Source organism: Clostridium estertheticum, from assembly GCF_026650985.1.
GTDB lineage: Bacteria > Bacillota > Clostridia > Clostridiales > Clostridiaceae > Clostridium_AD > Clostridium_AD estertheticum_C.
Genome location: NZ_CP086239.1, coordinates 1153318 through 1172376, shown reverse-complemented (window position 1 = coordinate 1172376; position 19059 = coordinate 1153318). Strand labels below are relative to the sequence as shown.

The window sequence follows — 19059 nt, the reverse complement described above, 5'->3', positions numbered from 1 at the left end:
AAATTAAAATATATAAATCATTATTGTTTTGTTAAAATAAAATAGAATTTAACTCCCATTTCCGTGTTCGCCACTCCACAACTACCACCATGAAGTAATATTATGTTTTTAACTATTGAAAGCCCTAGCCCAGTACCTCCAAGTTTTCTAGTCCTTGATTTATCTATTTTATAAAAAGTATCCCATATTTTATCCGATTCAGCTTCATCAATTTTACTTCCGCTATTTTCAACTTCTACGCAGATACTATCTTCTCTATCGAGCATTGTCACGGCTATTGTTCCACCATTATTAACATGTCTTATTGCATTAGTCATATAATTCGTTAGGACTTGTTCTATTCTGTTCCAATCGGCAGTTACTTTTATGTTTTGAACTAAATTCACACTAAGTTTAATGTCTTTTTCATTAAGCATGGATGAAAATTTCTTAGCAAGTGGTTTTACTAATTCATCGATATAAAAATCTTCTTGAACCAAATTAAAATTTCCTGACTCTAGTTGAGATAGATTTAGCATATCAGATACTAAGTTGTTCATTTTCCTTGATTCATCCATTATTACATCAATAAAATATTGTTTTTCTTCGCCTTCTAAAATATCATCATTTAATGCTTGAGTATACCCTTCTATAAGGGTTATAGGTGTTTTAAGTTCATGAGAGACCGCTGCCACAAAGTCTTTTCTCATTTCTGTTAATTTCTTTTCTTTTTCAATATCTTTTTCTAACTTTGAATTAGCATCTTTAAGTGATGTTAATGATTCATTTAAATTTTCTGAAAGAAGGTTAAGCGAAGTCGCTAAAGCCCCAATTTCATCATTACTTTTTACCACACATTTTTCTGAAAAGTCAAGTTTTGCCATTTTACCTGCTGTTTTAGTTATTTTTATCAATGGTTTTGCAATCATATTTGAATAAATTAAAGAAAGAAATAAAATTATTACTATGGCTCCTATATAAAAATAATAGTAAAATTCTTTAATAACTTGAACTGCTTCATTTACCGGTTGTAATGAAGTATATACGTATATAAATTCATCTTTTTTTTCATCATAGGAAATACCGGCAACACTGTAGGAAATACTGGTTGCACTTACTTCTAGTTCTAGGTTATTATCAGTAAGGAAAATCGAAGGTTTTTTATCTTTTTTGAATTTAGCAACTCCACCTATAGTTTCTATTTGAGTCGACATTAGCTGATCCATAATTCTTGCTTTTATAGAGTCCTTTCTTGCGTCAACAGTTTTTGTAAGATATTTTAAATTACCTGCTTTATCTCTTATAATTATCTTATAATTATTCTGATCTTCAAAAGTACTAATTAAGCTGGTCTCTTCATCATTTGTTTTAAGTAAACTATATTTATCTTTAAATTTAATGAGGTCATGTGACAAAGTGTCACTTTTCCATTTTATATAAAATTGTCCAAAAAATGCAGATTGAACTATTAAATTAGTAGTTATAAAAACTACAAAAACTATAGAAGTTATAAAGAAAAGTTTTCTTGTAATGCTCTTTTTACTTTTCATTTCTCACCTCGAATTTGTATCCAGTACCTCTTACTGTTGATATAAGGTAAGATTTTTCACCTAACTTTTCTCTTAATCTTTTTATAACTGTATCAACTGTCCTTAGATCTCCAAAATAGTCAATACCCCATAAAGCATCTAATATTTTTTCCCTACTTAATACAATTCTTTTATTAAGTATAAAATAATTTAATAGTTCAAATTCTTTCGGAGATAGGTTGATTTCGACATTGTCTACTGTAACCTCATGGCTTAAATTATCAACTACAAGTCCATCAAAGTTGTCTTCTTCTTTTACAACACTCTCAGTGCTATAAGTTCGCCTTATAATTGCTTTAACTTTAGCTACTAGTAGTTTTGGAACAAAAGGTTTTGTAATATAATGATCAGTGCCTAATTCAAAGCCTAATAATTCATCATCTTCCTCGGATTTAGCAGTAAGCATTATAACTGGAATGTTAGAAGTCTTTCTTATTTCCTTACATACATCCCAGCCATCCATGATTGGCATCATTACATCTAAAATAACCAAATCTACTGTATTTTTATTAAAGACATTTATAGCTTCTCTGCCATTTTCAGCTTGCAGAATATTATATTGTTCCTTCCTTAAGTAAATGGATACAAGATTTCTAATTCTTTCTTCATCATCAACTATTAAAATAGTTTCCATCATATAAAATTCTCCTTAATTACAAATTTAATATAAACAAAATTGGTTGGTATTTACAATACCTACAATAATCATACCTTATTTTCTTTTTAATGCTATTATTTTTAGCCCTAATTATATAATAAAGATATATTATGGCACATGAATGGCGAATATGTTAACAAAACGTGAACTAACTTTACAACTACTAAACTCTGTGTTAATGAACTACTCTATAACTAGTAACTTTTTATAATTCGCTTCTAATCTTAATAAAAAAAACATAATAATAACATAGCTATTTCTTTTATTCATAGTATACTTAACTTGTACAACTTAGTATAATAAAGATATCAGCTTATATGTATTATATATCTATATAGGGAGGTTTTTATATGCTTAATGGAGCTAAAATTAGAGAATTAAGACTTAATAAATCTTTAACAAGCAAAGATATATCAACTTTATCTAAGAATTTGAGTGTACATGTATCACAGACTTATTTAGAAGAACTGGAACGAGGAAGTAAAAAAAATCCATCTTTTAATATAATCGAAACAATAGCAACTATTCTCTGTGTTAATATAGACGAACTTAGAATGATTTAAGTAACTTTAATAGGTGGATTTAACTATAAAAGTTAATCCACCTTAACTTTTAACGACATTTCAGAAGGAAAGTCTCCCACTTCTATAAGTTGGAGTTACATACCCTAACAAAACGAAAATGTCAGTGTGAGTATAAATCTCCTTCTGAAGTCGTTAATATTGCAGCTCCGCAGGAGATGATTTAATTTGTTTCAATACAATCCCACTCTCCAAAAAAGTGCTCTAAATATGTTATCATGAATTTATGTCTTTCTTCTGCCATAGTTTTACCTGATTTAGTATTCATTAAATCTTTTAGTAATAAAAGTTTTTCATAAAAATGATTAACCGTGGTATCCACACTTACCTTATATTGATCAAAATCTTTATATTTTTGTGGTTTAATATTAGGATTGTATAATTCCCTCCTTTTATATCCACCATAAGCAAAGGCTCTTGCAATTCCTATAGCACCGATTGCATCTAATCTATCAGCATCTTGAACTACCTTACCTTCTATTGTTTCTTGTTTAGAATTTGTAGTGCCGCCTTTAAATGACATAGTTCTTATTATCATAGTAATTTTATTAATAGTAACATCATCAACTTCTAAGCTCTCTAACCAGTCTTTCGTAAGTCTGGGTCCTATATCACTGTTGCCATCATTAAATTTCCAATCTGCAATGTCATGTAATAAGGCAGTTAAACCAACAACAAATAAATCGGCCCCTTCTTTTTTAGATATATAGAGTGCCGTTTTGTAAACTCTCAATATATGAAAGAAATCATGCCCTGTTCCTTCCCCTTCTAGTTTGCTTTTTACATATTCCATTGTTTTATTTGTAATTAGTTCCTTATCCATTAAAACGCCTCCTACGTAATATTATTATTCCCAGGTTGTCCATATTTCTGGGACATAACCAACAGTAGCATCTTTCCCATTACGAACTATAGGAGTTTTAAGAAGCTGAGGGTTTTTTAATAAAATTTCTTCTTTAATCTCCTCTCCCCTAATTTGGTTTAAGTTTGATTTTTTATAGTCTTTTGCATTTGTGTTAATTAAATTATTTAAGCCTACAGATCTTTTTACGCTTTGTAGCTCACCTTTACTAAGGCCTTTAATATTTATATCAATAAATTGATACTTTATATTTCTTTCCTTGAAATATCGTTCAGCTTTTTTTGTATCAAAACATTTTTTTGTTCCGAAAAATTGAATATTCATTTATGTAAACTCTCCTTAAGTGTATTAGTATATCTATCATGCTACCATTAATTAAAGCATAGGTCACTATTAATTAGAATTTAGACACTATTAATTAAAATATTAGCACTAATAATTATAAAATTAATAGTGCTAATATTACTGTAGCAACTATTCCACAAGTTACAGGAATAATATTCTTCCTTGCAACCTCAAAAGGTTCAACCTTACATATTCCAGCTGCGGCAACCACGCTCCAAGGAATTATAGTTCCTCCGCCTATCCAAATGGTAATTATTTGACCAAATGCTGCAATCTGTTCTTTGTCTATATTAATTGTGGTTGAAAAGGTATTAGCTAAAGTTCCAACTAACGGAAGGCCAGCGAATCCTGAACCGCTAAGACCAAGAAGAGTGCTTACTGCTGTTTGTATACCTACAACCGAATATTTAGATAAAGGTATCTTACTTGCGGCATACACTCCAATATCACTTAGAATCCCAGTGGCCCCATTACCCAATATATCAACTGCACTACCTGCACTTCCTAGAAAAAAGAAAGCACCGATAATTATAATTGGAGCAAAAATATTTATACCAAAAGTGAAACCATTTTTAACATATTTAGTAACTTCGCCTAATGACGTTTTAAAATTAGTATTAAGTATAGAGCAAATAATCATTATTATTGATGCCGTTCCACCTATTAGGGCTGTTGATTCAGATCCTATGAAGTTAAGTTTTTTTATAAAAACTATATCTAATATAAATGCACAAGGAGTAGCTATTGCCATTACTTTTTTGCCTGTTAAATTGCTTTGTGGTGACTTCTTGGGTTCAATTATAGATTCATTTGCCTTAATGCCTGTAGGTTTGTTTCTTCTCATGAGTATAAATGCTATAGTAATAGTGACTATACTCATTACACCCCAAAATGGCAGACATTTTCTAATTATTCCTAATGCATTAGGCAAGTTTGCAGTTTTCGCAGTTATTGATGGTGCTGCTTGAAGAACAAAATCGCTTGATAAGGCTACACCATTACCGAATAGACATAAAACTACTGCTGCCCATACTGGTGGTAATCCAGATTGTATTGCTGCAGGCACCATTAGCGCTCCTATGAATACTATGGCTGGTGTTGGCCAAATAAACCAGGAAGTCAAAGTTACGGTAATACCTAGAACAAAGAATGATATAGTTTTGTTTATCATTAATTTTCTTATAGGTTTTATAATTAGTTCATCTGCACCCAAATCATTTAATGCACTAGACATTGCATTAACTAGCGCAATAACTACAACTATTTCAATGAATTCTTTTCCTGATACCACTATAGCCTTATATATGATTTGAACAGCACTTAGGATACTTCCTGTAAATATATAACCAATTACTCCAATTCCTAAAATACATGGAAGTATTACATCTTTCTTCATAGAAATTATAATAGTAATTATTAGAATGATAATGATATATGCATAATGTATTACACCTAAATTTACCATGTATTTTTAAACCTCCTATGTCTTATACTTAAACATACTATATAAATTATATTTAGAAGATATATTAAATTCAGTATGTGCAATATTTCACAAAAATAATCAACTTATACTGTTTCATAAAATATGAAAAACAAATAAGATATGCTTAATATATAACATGACTTTATTTAATAATTATGATAAACTTAGGACTATCAAAAAATATTAGGCTATAAAATATATGTTTTGATAAAAAAGACAAGTAAGGAGGCCGAGATGTTAAAGATTTGGGGCAAATTAATAAAGGATAATAGAATTATAAGAGATGAAGTTACAATATCGGAAATAGACGATAGTTACCAAGAAAATCTAAAAATATGTATAACAGATTTATGTTACAAATTTGATGTTTCAACACCTTATTGGCTGAAACCCAATGTCACTGAATATAATAAAAGACGTAAAACAAGTTTTGATGAAAATAATTTTATAGAGGAAATTTATTTTGATAAATTTGTAATAGAAGAATTAAAACCAAGCGAAAAAGAGCAATAGAAACTTAATAATTAAGTTCTATTGCTACCTACTCGCTTTTCTTTTTATTATAAGAATCTACAAATCTTAAATTTAATAATATTTAAAAAGGAATTATTGTATCATCAGGAAAAATTGAGCCATCAAAAATAGTAAATTCTTCGAAGTTATCAGTTTCTTTTAAATTATTAAGATATATTTCAGCTTCGCCTATTACTTTTAACTCCATTAAACTACTAACGCCAAAGCTTAGTACATTATTCAAAAATTTTGGATTATTTATAAATTTGGTAGTCGTTTTAATATTAAGCTCAAACTCATTTAAATTAAGTTCTTTGGTAATATCCAAAAGAACATCTATAGGTTTTTCAAAAAATCCATTTATGCATTTATTTATATTATTTTTAAGATAATAAATTATATAGTTAACTCTTGCAATAAATTTAATACTTGAGAATTCAGATGTTGAAGGTATATATCTCCTGCGTTCTGAGGATGGCACTATTATACCTGGTTCAAATTTTGTACATTTGTAAATGTAAGATGAATTTATCTCTTTAGGTAAATTAAAACTTATAATAGGAAAATTTATATTTTCATTGTATGATGCAAATATTCTTTTTGCTAATATTGTTATTTGTTTACTATCTGGATTTAAATTAGTAATTGCAACTGGTTGAGCGTATGTAAAAGGAAGGTTAACTGAAATAATATCATAGGGTTGACTATTAATTGTATTCATGAGAATCGAACTAATCAAACAATTTGATTTTAAATCTATTATATCAATTCCACCATAATCATCGCAACTTCTATTAGCTATTAGTAGTTTCGTATTGTCATCAGTTATAAAAAGCCCCATAGGTTCAGTCCTTGAGGTAAGAATATACTTATATGATTTATTAGTATGAATATCAATTAATTCTATTCTATTTAGCCCTGAGTTTGATGCATATAAGGTATTTCCTTTTAATATCATTCCATTCATTAAAGACCCTTTTGGAAGAATTAGTTTAGTAATAAGGTTTGAATCAATATCTATTTTTAATATATCAATCTTCGTTGAAATATATGCTGTTTTATCGTCTTTTAAAATTAAAAGGCATCTTGGATTAATACCTACGTTTCCAATTAAATTTATAAGTGTATAAGTATCAGTACTATAAATTCTTAACTCTTTTAATAACGTATCTAATACATAGAGTTTAGTGCCTTCGGTGTTAATCTTTATATCGGTAATTGCTGAAAATCCTCTAATTCGATTTATTATTTTATCTAAATTCATATCATAGATAGTTACTTCGGAGGTGTCTGAAACATATATTTTTTGATTTGTTTTATCTATTAATAAATTACCATTATTAGAAATAAAGTGTTCCTTCGTTTCGCAACTTTTACAATTAACAAAAGAAATTGTATTACTTAAATCACATGCAATTCCAATAGTATTATTATCTTTTATTGCTAATTTATATGGCCTTTTTCCAACTGTTATTTCTTTTAATATTGTATTGCAAAGACCGTCAATTATCGTTAAAGTTCCAGTTTTAATATTTGAAACAAAATAAAAATTTTTTCTTGTAATTGTATCCATTCTAATCACACCCTTTAGCCTTATTAATAGAAAATATGCTTTAACTTCATAAAATATGCACAAACTAAAAAAAGGATTCGGAAAACCCAAATCCAAAATAATACAATTATAAACTAAACCATTTCGTAGTTATTAAATTTTGGTTTTTTAATAATTCTGTATACCCCTTTGGGTTTTATACTGATTTTTAGAATTTCAGCATTAACAATATCAATATAGATTTCTTTAAATTTAATAGATAGACTGCAACCATAAGAAATTTTTATTGGTGTTGATACTAATTCAACATTGCAAGACTTCTTTAAAAGCCTTTGGTACAGAAGTGTTGTAGTATTATGCCCTGGGTAAACAACTAAATACTCAGTTTCTTCTACTTGCATAGTCTTGTACACCCCCCTTGTTGCTAATCAAGTTTATATTAAATAAGATAAGTGGATATTGTATAATATGAAAACATATTACTATTGTGCTAACTAAATTCATCTTACTTATTTAAAGTGAAATATTTTATTTTGAGTTTCTTATATTAATATGATATTTATTTTTCAGACTTTTTTTTAAAAATTCTATCTACAATACCTATGCTTTTTTCAAAATCTAAATCTTGCCTTAATGATTCCTTTTCACTAGTTAATTGTTGCAATTTATTTTTCAATTCGCTTATAACATTAGATTTAGCTATTTTCTGCTTTTTTAATCCCTCATATTCATTAGCAAGTTGCTGTGATTTATTTGTTAATTCATCTAGTAGTACAGTACTAGATATTTTTTCAACTTCCATTACCTTTAACTTTTCCATAGAAGTTTTTTGAATTTCAGCTATTATAGAAAGTTTTTCTTCAGCCTTTTTCTTTGCAGTTGTAAGTCTAAAGAAGTTATCCTCTGATTCCTCTATAACTCTTAGTTTTTGTTGATACTTTATTTGCAAATCTATAAGCTCTTTTTTCAAATCCCCATTTTCTTTTTTTAAAATCAAAATTTCTTCTTGTAAATTATTTTTGGATTTTTCAACAGTAGAATCTAATGTTACTTTTTTATCTGCTTTATTTGTTTTGGGAAGATCACTAGTATGATAATCATTTGTGTAGGTAGGTAACACTAAATTTATTTCAAAAGAATTTGTTCCTAATACATATCTACACTTTATATCATTATTTTTATCGCTTAAAGATAAATATTTGTATATTAAAAACTCATCGGTTGTTTCTGTATAATATTTAAGCGGTTCACTCCATTTGTGGTTATATGAAGACACAAAAATATTTTTACCTTCAGACCATATTGCCCAAAGAATTCCTTTAATTTCAACCAGACAAAAGTTATTTGGTTTATAAGACGTTTCATGTACTTTATAATTTTTCATTTTCCCATCAGGTTCAATTAGTACATGTTCTAACAGATATAAAGGACCTTCTTTAGACAAATTCATTATATTTATATTATCTAAATACAATAATGTATAAAAGTTAACATTACTACCGATAATGCCATATAATCTTTTTGGAATACTCCATTTATTATTTCTGTATTCTATGAAATTTAGTACTGCTTCATCTTTTTCACCTTTAATAAATATCAAAGATAAATTATCATTTTCTAACCTCTGTACTTCATAATGAAAAAAAATATCTTTTTGAAATGGTATGGTATCTATTGTATTAAATATACTATCGTCCTTATTTAAGCATAAATGAATTAAAGAACAGTTTATTTTATCTATGTTACTTTTGGCAATGAAAAATATATTTATTGATTTATGAATTGTAATAATAGTTAATTCTGACATCTCATAGTGTTTATTTCCAAAAGTATAAATAGTTTTTCCAAGCCAATTATTAGCTTCCCATACACAGTACTTAAGTTCTCCGAGTTTGACACTATATATAATGAAAATTTTGTTATCTATGTCTAAGCTTACCACAAAATCTATAACTTCATTGTCAATCTTCTTTTCTTTAGTCCATTTATCTTCATTGTACATAATACTATATACTAGTTCTCTATTATCATTTACATAAAATTTCCATATATGATTTTCATCATCGTATAATAAACATGGACTACATAATATCATATTGCTCATCTCCTTATAGAAATTATATTTTAATACAAAGCAATATATAACCTAATAGTGGATATTAGAAACCATATATAATTGAATTCATAATACATTATTTAATAATTTCAGTAAAAAAGTATATCAATCACAACTAATAACCACCTGCATAATATACCCTAAGGGACACTAATTAAAAGTGTATCACTTGACATAAAAGGAGGAGAATTAATGGCTATTACACATGATGATTTTATTCCAAGACCCGGTATCGTTAATAAACAAGGATACCTTCCTGATCCATCTGAATTAGTTTGCATTGAAATTCCAAAAGTCTTTGACCAGTGTCTAATTAAAAGATGCTTAATTTATGGTTGTGGGCCAGATACAGTTGATACAGATGCGGAGTTAAGAAGTAACTCCCTTAATGATCCAAAAACATTTACAGGATGTAGGGATTTCCAGCTAAAGCTTCTTTCGGTAGAGAAAATTCCATTAAAGAAAAACTCTAGTTATAAAAAGATAATAGTTTGTTTTGTAATTTCATTTTATGCGGATTTTATAGATTGTAAAGGCGAGACAAGCTACGATTTTTATGAAATTAATCGTACAGAAGTCATATCAAAACTATATTGCCCAGATTCAATAGCACAAATATCTACTACTTCTGTGCCTACTGGTAAATCAAGTGATGATGGTTCTGAAATTATAAAACTTGAGTTGGTACCAGAATGTCTAGATGGTTTTTTTTGCAAAAACGATTGTGGTGAAAGTTTTTTAGATATAACCTTAGGATTTCATCTTATTGTAAAATGTGAGCTAATTGTTCAATTATTAATCCCTGCATATGGATATTGCCCTGTTCCTTGTCAATGCGAAGAAGATTGTGAAGAAGATCCTTGTGAAGAATTTGATCGGGCTCCGGTTCCAAAATTTTTCCCGGATCAAAAGCTTAAACCCTTGTTTGATGAGTAAGTGACATTTATATTGTACCCCATAACTACTTTCACTACATTTATTGCAATGAAATACTAACAGCATAAGTTAACCACCATTGCTGTTAGTGCTTGAATAGATAAAAAGGCTCTAAAAAAGGGCCTTTTTTTAATAATCTAATTTAAAATTAACACTTAAAAACTATTTATTTTAATCAAACAATATATTAATCACAACTTATAGGCAACTGCATATTATAAAATAGAGAACACGAATTAGTAGTGTATCACTTAACATAAAAGGAGGATAATATATGTCTATTACTCATAATGACTTTATTGCAAGACCTGGTGTTGTTAACAAACAAGGACACCTTCCTGATCCAGCCGAGTTGGTATGTGTTGAAATTCCAAAAGTATTTGACCAATGTCTAATTAAAAGGTGTTTAGTTTTTGGGTGCGGACCAGATACCGTAGATACAGATGCAGAATTAAGAAGTGACCCTCTTGACAATCCAAGAGTATTTACAGGGTGCAGGGATTTTAATTTAAAGCTAATTTCAGTAGAAAAAATTCCATTAAAGAAAAATCCTAGTTATAAGAAAGTAATAGTTTGCTTTGTAATTTCATTTTATGCAGAGTTTATAAATTGTGATGGAGAAACAAAATGTGAGTTTTATGAAATTAATCGTACAGAAGTTATATCAAAACTATATTGTCCAGATTCAATAGCACAAATATCTGCTACAACAGTTTCAACTGGTAAATCCAGTGATCTTGATTCTGATATTATAAAACTTGAATTAGTAGCAGAATGTTTAGATGGAATCTTTTGCAAAGATGATTGTAATAATAGTGTTTTAGATGTAACAATAGGATTTCATCTTATTGTAAAATGTGAGCTAATTGTTCAACTATTAATTCCTGCATATGGATATTGCCCAGTACCTTGTCAATGCGAAGAGGAGTTTGAAGAAAATCCTTGTGAAAAATTTGATAGAGCACCGGTTCCAAAGTTCTTCCCAGATCAAAAACTTAGGCCTTTGTTTGATGATGAATGTGAAGAAGAGGATGAGTAAGTAATTTCTAAAAAGTTTTAAAATAACTAGAACTTTTACAGTTCAAACTCATACATTATAGTATAAGAATTCTAATATATCCACCCCTATAAACAGTACATTTGGAATTCTTTTTACTAAATATCATGAATTAAAATTTAGGAGGAATTAATATATGAATTCAATGTCAAAAAATAATTGGCAAGATGAAAAAGATTGTGGCTGTAAAAAAGAAAAAGAGAAAAAAGAAAAAGAGGATGAAGTTTTATTAAAGTGCAAAACAGGCTTCCCAGTAACAATTCCATCTACACTTCCTACGCCTACTAGCTTTACGCTTAATACGCTTAATTTAAAAACTGAACATTTTTGTAATCCATGCATTAAGTTTGAATTTGCAAGTAATATAGTTACTATAGGTGCAGAAGTAACCCTTGATTTCCAAATATTTAAACAATGTAGAAAGCAAACTACTGCAACCGCACTTGGACCTGTATGGACTTTTTCTAGACCAGTTGGTACTACTGGATCTGATGCCTTTACTTTCATAGTTTGTGATTGCGATTGTGATAGTGACTCATGTTTCGACGAATGTTGCACGTATACTGTAGTTGTAACAGTTACTGAGGATGGTGCTGCAGGAACTACCGTTATTAACAATCCAACATTTTCAGCTTTAGTAGTAGAAAATGAAGCTAAATGTAATTGCTAATAATACCAATCGAGTAGGAGGCTAATCATTATTTGATTAGCCGACCTCTCACACCACCCTGCATACCGTTCAGTACAAGGCGGTTCTATAAGCACTAACAAGTTCTAAGATAATATTTTGTTATACTGATTAGACCTAGACTTTCTAGGTCTTTATCTTTATATGCAATATTCATAATTGGACTCTTGGATATTCTCCAATAACTTCTTCGTGTATTTGCATATTCCCAAGCCTTTTGTTTTGATAGTCCTCTCTTTTTAAGTTCCTTAAATCTTGTTCTTACCCTTTTCTATTGTTTCCATATACAGAGGCGTATCCTTCTCCTTAACCATTGATCTAGCTCTATTGCTATAGTTTTCATATTAGCTATTCTGAAATAATTTATCCATCCTCTCTATGTTATCTTGGATTTCCAACCCTACATAGCATAGATAGCCTTCATTATGAAGTTTTCTGATTTCTACATATTTCTTTGAGTTCTTCAAAATTTTAAAACCTCCTATAGTTCATCCCTTCCCAAAACCTTTAGAACTGCCTTGGTACTATGGCATCGGCTGACTGCTCATGATAAATCTTATTTCAACCATGTATCGAAATACATCTTAACATGTCCATGAGCTCTCCCCTGGTAAGACCGTAATCTTTCTCTCCATGTATCTGCTACATTTACACAGTATATTCTTGAATAGTTTTGGGCTTCAATTTGTATAGTAATTTTACCCATTATACCATGCCTTATATGTAATTTCTGTTCGTCAGACCAGAGATTTGCATACACCTGCCTTCAGATTCCCCGTCGCCGAGGACACCCTTGGTGTTCAACTATGCGCTTGGCACTATCAACCCGCACTCGGGACTTTCACCCGTTAGATTACGCCCATGCCGGGCACACTACATTAAAAAAGGCCCTATAAAAGGGGCCTTTTTTCATGTATATCTTTTAAAGTTTTAATAAGCTTTCCAATTTCTTCCAAATTGTTAAAATATCCTGGACTTATTCTAACTGTGCCTCTTTGACTTGTACCAATTATATTGTGTATTAGTGATGCACAGTGAAAACCAGTTCTTACTGCTATTCCTTTTTTATTAAGCAAATCCCCTACTTCTGATGCATCTATATTGTCTATATTTAAAGAAACTACCGCTCCCCTGTTTTCATATTCAGTTCCTCCATAAATTTTAATATAAGATAATTTTTTTAATTCTTTTACTAAACATTCTACTAACATAATTTCATGGTTTCTTATATTTTCTATCCCTATTTTTTTAATAAACCTTAAACCTTCATACAATCCTGCTATTCCTGGTGTATTCAAGGTTCCACTTTCAAACTTATCAGGTAAAAAGTCAGGTTGATTCATTGACAGTGAATCACTCCCAGTTCCTCCTTGAATAACCGAATCCAGATTGACACCTTCTTTTATATAAAGTCCTCCCGTTCCCTGTGGGCCATATAATCCTTTATGACCAGGAAAAGCTAATAAATCGATATTGTCTTGTACTACATCTATTGGTATAACTCCTGCACTTTGAGATGCATCAACCATAAATATTATTCCTGATTGTTTTGCAATTTGGCCTATACTTCTTATATCCTGCACAGTTCCTAATACATTGGAAGTATGGTTTATTATTATTGCTTTGGTTTTTCTACGTATCTTCTTTTTTAGGTTATTGATGTTTAAATACCCATTTTCATCAACACCTAAAAGAGTAAATGTTATTCCTTTTTTACTTAGGTAATTTAATGGTCTTAAAACCGAGTTATGTTCAATTACTGTACTAATAACATGATCTCCTGGTTTTAGTATCCCTTTTATGCCTATATTTAAAGCTTCAGTAGCATTACAAGTAAAGACAATGTTTAATAGGTTAGGAATGTTGAAAAGTTCACTTAACTCTTGCCTTGTATCCATAATTTTAGATGAAGCCTCAATTACCATATCATAAGAACCTCTCCCTGGATTTGCAGCATAATTTTTCATGCACTTTAATACTTCGGAATAGACCCCCACTGGTTTAGGAAAACTTGTGGCAGCATTATCAAGATATATCATAAAACCCTCCTATTTTGTTTATAGAATTTTATTGTTTATATAATATAAATATTTTGATATGCTTAAAATTATGCTTATTATAATATTAACTTTTTTCTTTTTAATTTGTCACTAGCCTTTAACCATAGTTTGATATTGTAATTTAAACTAGTAATTTTAATAGAAATACAAAAAAAATAAAACCCCTAAAATAGGAGCTCATTTTCAAATTAATATTAATTAAATTTTGGTATTATCTTATAAACATTTTATGTAACAAAGTTCTTATTAAAAGTAACTTTTTATTTATCGAATAAACCACCAGTTTTTTTAGTGCTTCTTGCTGCTTTGCTTTTTTTACCAATTACTTTAGTAGCTCTTGAAAGTCCACTTTGCTCAGAACTTTTCCTTTTCTTTTCCTCAATAATTTTTTTCATCATTTCAATATTATTACTTGACATAAATTCTTCCTCCTTCGGCAGCAAATCAAGAATGGTAGATACTATAGAATTTATGTTCCAATTTATAATTTCCACATTTTCATTATATATATTCAAACTCAACTTGTTGTGTTCTCTACTAATCAGTTTATCTTAGTTCTTCGATAATTTCAATATAATATTATAAAATAACAAAGAATTTGATCAAAATTACTATTTAATATTATAATATATCTTAATTTACATGATTATAGAACCTAATGAGTAATATTATTTAATTTAATAAGTACATTTTTATATCCTAGTTTTATAATTTCGTTATTATATAAATCTTCATATGTAACTATATCGATGTCAAATTCTAAAACGCTTAAGAAATTATTCCCATAAAGCTTCTTGATAAACATCTCATAATCTTCTTTTATTAAAGTATAATGTTTTTCATCATAATGATAGCCTTTTGTATCATTATATAATTTTTCTATAATTCCATATAATTGATAAATATAACTAATATCTTTCAGATTAAAATCTTTTGCTAAAGCCACAATTGCTTGAGCATAATTAAAATTCATAGGTATAGGATAAATGCTGATCTTATTTGGGTCATCAAATTCTTTTAACATTCTTAAGCTTTGAAATAATGTTGTACATATATCTAATTGAATTATTGTTGCATACTCATTGAGTTTTAAAGCTTTATTTTGCTCCTCGTATTCTCTATTGGCCTTTTCAATTTTACTCTGGGTCTTAATTGATATCGCGGTAGAATTTTTATTTATAAACCAACTGAAAATGCCACCTAAAACGGCACCAATTATTATAGAGATAGAGGATATAATGGGGTTTAAAAGATTATTAGGTATGAATAATAATGATTCTAACATCACAATACCTCCTTTCTAAAAAAATATTTTCTATTATATGGTCTCCATACTAATTTATTTTATTCTATATTAGTTATTAGAAAATATTTATCTAAATGAAAATTATTTTGACAAAACAAGTGTATATGGAGTATTGTTTTATATAAGCTTATGTAAATAAAGATTATATTAAAGAGTACATATATGCTTTTAAGTAATTTTATTAAAGGAGACTACAAGTTCATGATTACGCAAAATGATAACAGAGGACAAACAAGAAGTAACGTACCAGTTGGTACTACAGTAGATGTTGTGTTAAAAAAGGACCAGAGAACAACTAAATTAACTAGAGGTGTAGTTCAAAGAATACTAACAAACTCAGCGGTACATCATAGAGGTATAAAAGTTATGTTAGAGGATGGCCAAGTTGGCAGGGTGCAAGCCATTATTTCAAAGTAGAATTTAATAGTTAAAATCCAATTTATTTTTAATAATAAATTGGATTCTTATTTTGATTAAAAGTTTTCCTTGCATTTTTTCTTAAAATGTTATATACTTAGAAAGTTACCTAGTAACAATGAAATATTTACAAACTATCTAATACGTGCTAACGCATTAGAAATTGGATCATTAAATCACTTAACAAAAGAGAAGACACGAATTTTAAAAACCCACGCTTAAATTCTTACCCTTTTCATTCGAAAATTTCTTAATGAATCCCTTATTAAAATTTTGTTGAATAACGTACTGATAACACTTATAACATATCGCTTGTTATAACATGAATTTAAATCGCATTATATGAGTTACAATTAATATTTTTTGTGTACCCATATACTATTAAGGAGGTGCCTAAATGAGAACAGAATACGTATTTGAAATTACAGAAGATGTAATAAATGAATGTTTGGAATGTCTAGACTAATAATAAAAAAGCAAATCTATCACTACTGCAGCTCTAGTGAAGGTTTCTTTTTTTTATAAATATATATGTATAATTTTGAATTTAAAATGAATACTGAAGATTATTTCTATAGTATATATTATCATAATATTTTCAAATAAAAAATGTTAAAAAAAGAGGAAATTCCTTTTCAGTATAGAATATATATTGTAAGAGACTATTTACTTGAAAAGGAGTGACTAAAATGTTAACGATTTCTTTTATTAGTGGTGAAAATGAAATATTGGATTTAAAACAATCTGAAAGTGATTTATTTAAAAACTGGTTTTATAATTTTGAAAACACCAGGCCTCATGAGGTCAATACTATGGGTAAAAAATATTTGTTTAATAAGAAGGCAATAGCCTATATTGAGATAGAACCTTAGGTTTTAGTACTTTATAATATACAAAGAAGCTGCATTTTTAGAAATGTAGCTTCTTTGTATATTCCACAAATAACATCTTTTTGCTATTTACATAATATAATGCTAGAAATAGCGGGTACAATTATCTCATTATGACATGTTTTATCACCTTTACATACACCGAGCACATTTACCTCGAATTCATTTGCTATAATTATCCATTCATCAGTATCTGGCATAATAAATTTAATCTCATTATTGTTAGCATTATGAATTATAAGTAAATTATCATAATTACCTGCAAAAGTTGAAGTTAATTCATATGCAACGCTGTTACACGGTGAGTCTAGAAATTTCAACGATTTTCTTACATCATTTTCATTGTCTAAAGTCAAAACCTTTTGACTTTTCCTTAAAGCAATAAGTCCCTTAATATATTCATAAGTTTCTGAAAATACAGATTTTCTATTCCAACTTATTTTATTAATCATGTCTCCAGCATTATAACTGTTATGGTTTCCTTGTTTAGTCCTTAATATTTCTGTTCCACCTTGGATAAAAGGAATTCCTTGGGATGTAAGAACTATGGACAATGCTAACCTATTCATTTTTTCTCTTTCAAATGGAGTATTATGAGGATTGCTTTTCTCAAATTTATCATACAAGCATAAGTTATCATGAGCGCTTACATAGTTTATGGATTCTCCAGGATTTTGTGTGAAATTGCATATATCATTGTTATATTTGATTCCACCTACAATACCTTTCTTGATTTCTAACTCAAAACCTTTTCCACCGTTAACAAACCCTAAACTAGCCCCATCACTATCCCCCTTTAATGCATTTCTTAAATCATCATTAAATACAGATACTTGCATGCCCTTTTGACTACCTTTTTTCATCTGCATCTCCTGTGGTAATGAAGATGTCCCTCCTGTCCATGGTTCGCCATAAAGAATAATGTTCGAATTAATACTTTTAACTTGATTTTCAATCTCTTTCATAGTGCCAATATCCTCAAGTGCCATCAAATCAAATCTGAAACCATCTATTTTGTATTCCTGAGCCCAGAACTTAATACTATCAACTATAAATTTTCTAACCATTGGTTTTTCTGATGCAATTTCATTTCCACAACCAGAGCCATTTGTATAGTTGCCATAATCATCTGTTCTATAATAATATTTTGGAACTAAGATATCCATCGGAGAATTTATTTTAGTAAAAGTGTGATTATATACAACATCCATAATTACATTAATACCATTTTCATGCAAGGCTTGGACCATAGTTTTGAATTCTCTAATTCGTACGGTACCATCATGAGCATCCGTAGCATATGAACCTTCAGGAACATTATATAAATATGGATCGTATCCCCAATTATATTCTTCTGTGCTTTCATCTACGCTTGCAAAATCAAAGACAGGTAATAGATGAACATGGGTTATTCCTAAGTCTTTGAGATGGTCGAGTCCTGTAATAACATCTATAGGCGTTTTAGTATTTTTCTCAGTAAAAGCTAAATATTTCCCTTTATTTTTCATTCCTGAATATTCTGATGATGAAAAATCTCTAATATGAATCTCGTATATAATTGATTCAGTTCTATTAATTGCTGCAGGTCGTTTGTGATTTTCCCAGTTATCTGGATTTATAGAAGGAAAATCAATAATCATGCCCTTTTCACCATTAACACTTGCACCTTTAGTATATATATCTGGCGTTTCTCTTTCTATACCATCATTTAATACTAAATAATTATAGTATTTATTTTTGTAATTACCAACAAGTTTAAGTTCCCAAACTCCTTTTTCTACCTTAATCATCTCATGTTTTTTTCCTAAGTAATCATCGAATGATTCATAAACTATTACTGATATTTTATCTATGGTAGGTGCCCATACTTTAAATATTGTATTTTCTTTAGAATAAACAGCACCTAAGTCATTTCCATTATATATGAATTCCTGAGCATCTAATATTTTTGTCATTATCAAATCTCTCTCCTTAAGAATCCACTAAAGTGATTCAATTAATTGTATATATATTCCTTAACATTA

21 protein-coding genes are annotated in these 19059 nt (G+C 28.9%); 7 read left to right on the top strand and 14 right to left on the bottom strand.

Annotated features, from left to right (window positions below; all coding sequences use genetic code 11):
- Window positions 1-20: 20 nt before the first annotated feature.
- Window positions 21-1529, bottom strand: a complete 1509-nt coding sequence (locus LL038_RS05915; RefSeq protein ID WP_216121407.1) for a sensor histidine kinase — start codon at window positions 1527-1529, stop codon at window positions 21-23.
- Entirely contained in the window at window positions 1519-2205 is a 687-nt protein-coding gene (locus LL038_RS05910) for a response regulator transcription factor (RefSeq protein WP_216121409.1), read from the bottom strand. Before LL038_RS05910 ends, LL038_RS05915 begins: the two co-directional genes overlap by 11 nt.
- 371 nt (window positions 2206-2576) lie before the next feature.
- On the opposite strand from LL038_RS05910, the gene LL038_RS05905 reads away from it, so the two are divergent.
- Window positions 2577-2789, top strand: coding sequence for a helix-turn-helix domain-containing protein (locus LL038_RS05905; RefSeq protein ID WP_071612893.1), 213 nt, complete (start codon window positions 2577-2579; stop codon window positions 2787-2789).
- Window positions 2790-2970: 181 nt separating this feature from the next.
- On the opposite strand, the gene LL038_RS05900 is transcribed toward LL038_RS05905, so the two are convergent.
- From LL038_RS05900 to LL038_RS05890, 3 genes are all read right to left on the bottom strand, one after another.
- Window positions 2971-3630, bottom strand: a complete 660-nt coding sequence (locus LL038_RS05900) for an HD domain-containing protein (protein ID WP_216121410.1) — start codon at window positions 3628-3630, stop codon at window positions 2971-2973.
- Between the two features lie 24 nt (window positions 3631-3654).
- Window positions 3655-3993, bottom strand: coding sequence for an arsenate reductase family protein (locus tag LL038_RS05895; protein ID WP_216121412.1), 339 nt, complete (start codon window positions 3991-3993; stop codon window positions 3655-3657).
- A 115-nt stretch (window positions 3994-4108) separates the two neighbouring features.
- Window positions 4109-5479, bottom strand: a complete 1371-nt coding sequence (locus LL038_RS05890; protein WP_216121414.1) for a TRAP transporter permease — start codon at window positions 5477-5479, stop codon at window positions 4109-4111.
- Window positions 5480-5734: 255 nt separating this feature from the next.
- On the opposite strand from LL038_RS05890, the gene LL038_RS05885 reads away from it, so the two are divergent.
- Entirely contained in the window at window positions 5735-6013 is a 279-nt protein-coding gene (locus LL038_RS05885; protein WP_216108462.1) for a hypothetical protein, read from the top strand.
- Between the two features lie 82 nt (window positions 6014-6095).
- On the opposite strand, the gene LL038_RS05880 is transcribed toward LL038_RS05885, so the two are convergent.
- The 3 genes from LL038_RS05880 to LL038_RS05870 all read right to left on the bottom strand — a co-directional run bounded on the left by LL038_RS05880 (window position 6096) and on the right by LL038_RS05870 (window position 9660).
- Window positions 6096-7586, bottom strand: coding sequence for a YncE family protein (locus LL038_RS05880; RefSeq protein ID WP_216121416.1), 1491 nt, complete (start codon window positions 7584-7586; stop codon window positions 6096-6098).
- 113 nt (window positions 7587-7699) lie between these two features.
- Window positions 7700-7966, bottom strand: coding sequence for a putative Se/S carrier-like protein (locus tag LL038_RS05875; RefSeq protein ID WP_216121418.1), 267 nt, complete (start codon window positions 7964-7966; stop codon window positions 7700-7702).
- Window positions 7967-8124: 158 nt separating this feature from the next.
- Window positions 8125-9660, bottom strand: a complete 1536-nt coding sequence (locus LL038_RS05870; RefSeq protein WP_216121420.1) for a hypothetical protein — start codon at window positions 9658-9660, stop codon at window positions 8125-8127.
- A 213-nt stretch (window positions 9661-9873) separates the two neighbouring features.
- Here LL038_RS05870 and LL038_RS05865 point away from each other — a divergent pair, with 213 nt between their 5' ends.
- The 3 genes from LL038_RS05865 to LL038_RS05855 all read left to right on the top strand — a co-directional run bounded on the left by LL038_RS05865 (window position 9874) and on the right by LL038_RS05855 (window position 12344).
- Entirely contained in the window at window positions 9874-10617 is a 744-nt protein-coding gene (locus LL038_RS05865) for a hypothetical protein (RefSeq protein ID WP_216121422.1), read from the top strand.
- A gap of 274 nt (window positions 10618-10891) precedes the next feature.
- Complete coding sequence (locus LL038_RS05860; RefSeq protein WP_216121424.1) at window positions 10892-11656, top strand: hypothetical protein; 765 nt, start codon at window positions 10892-10894, stop codon at window positions 11654-11656.
- A 154-nt stretch (window positions 11657-11810) separates the two neighbouring features.
- Complete coding sequence (locus LL038_RS05855; RefSeq protein ID WP_216121425.1) at window positions 11811-12344, top strand: DUF4489 domain-containing protein; 534 nt, start codon at window positions 11811-11813, stop codon at window positions 12342-12344.
- Window positions 12345-12633: 289 nt separating this feature from the next.
- Here the strand turns inward: LL038_RS05855 and LL038_RS25635 are convergent, their stop codons facing one another.
- The 5 genes from LL038_RS25635 to LL038_RS05835 all read right to left on the bottom strand — a co-directional run bounded on the left by LL038_RS25635 (window position 12634) and on the right by LL038_RS05835 (window position 15707).
- On the bottom strand, window positions 12634-12705 hold the full coding sequence (locus LL038_RS25635; protein WP_216121746.1) for a hypothetical protein: 72 nt from the start codon (window positions 12703-12705) through the stop codon (window positions 12634-12636).
- Window position 12706: 1 nt separating this feature from the next.
- Window positions 12707-12829 carry a hypothetical protein gene (locus LL038_RS05850; protein ID WP_268056003.1) on the bottom strand — a complete coding sequence of 41 codons (123 nt, stop codon included), beginning with the start codon at window positions 12827-12829 and terminating at the stop codon, window positions 12707-12709.
- Window positions 12830-13252: 423 nt separating this feature from the next.
- Window positions 13253-14401 (bottom strand): aminotransferase class V-fold PLP-dependent enzyme, encoded by a 1149-nt coding sequence (locus LL038_RS05845; RefSeq protein WP_216121429.1) that lies wholly within the window; start codon window positions 14399-14401, stop codon window positions 13253-13255.
- Between the two features lie 281 nt (window positions 14402-14682).
- Entirely contained in the window at window positions 14683-14841 is a 159-nt protein-coding gene (locus LL038_RS05840) for a hypothetical protein (protein ID WP_216121431.1), read from the bottom strand.
- Between the two features lie 236 nt (window positions 14842-15077).
- Entirely contained in the window at window positions 15078-15707 is a 630-nt protein-coding gene (locus LL038_RS05835; RefSeq protein ID WP_216121433.1) for a hypothetical protein, read from the bottom strand.
- A gap of 222 nt (window positions 15708-15929) precedes the next feature.
- Here LL038_RS05835 and LL038_RS05830 point away from each other — a divergent pair, with 222 nt between their 5' ends.
- A complete protein-coding gene (locus LL038_RS05830) occupies window positions 15930-16145 on the top strand; it encodes a YwbE family protein (protein WP_071612905.1) in 216 nt (71 codons plus the stop codon).
- 689 nt (window positions 16146-16834) lie between these two features.
- Window positions 16835-17017, top strand: a complete 183-nt coding sequence (locus tag LL038_RS05825; protein ID WP_216121434.1) for a hypothetical protein — start codon at window positions 16835-16837, stop codon at window positions 17015-17017.
- Window positions 17018-17100: 83 nt separating this feature from the next.
- Here the strand turns inward: LL038_RS05825 and pulA are convergent, their stop codons facing one another.
- On the bottom strand, window positions 17101-18990 hold the full coding sequence (pulA, locus tag LL038_RS05820) for a type I pullulanase (RefSeq protein WP_216121436.1): 1890 nt from the start codon (window positions 18988-18990) through the stop codon (window positions 17101-17103).
- Window positions 18991-19059 lie beyond the last annotated feature (69 nt).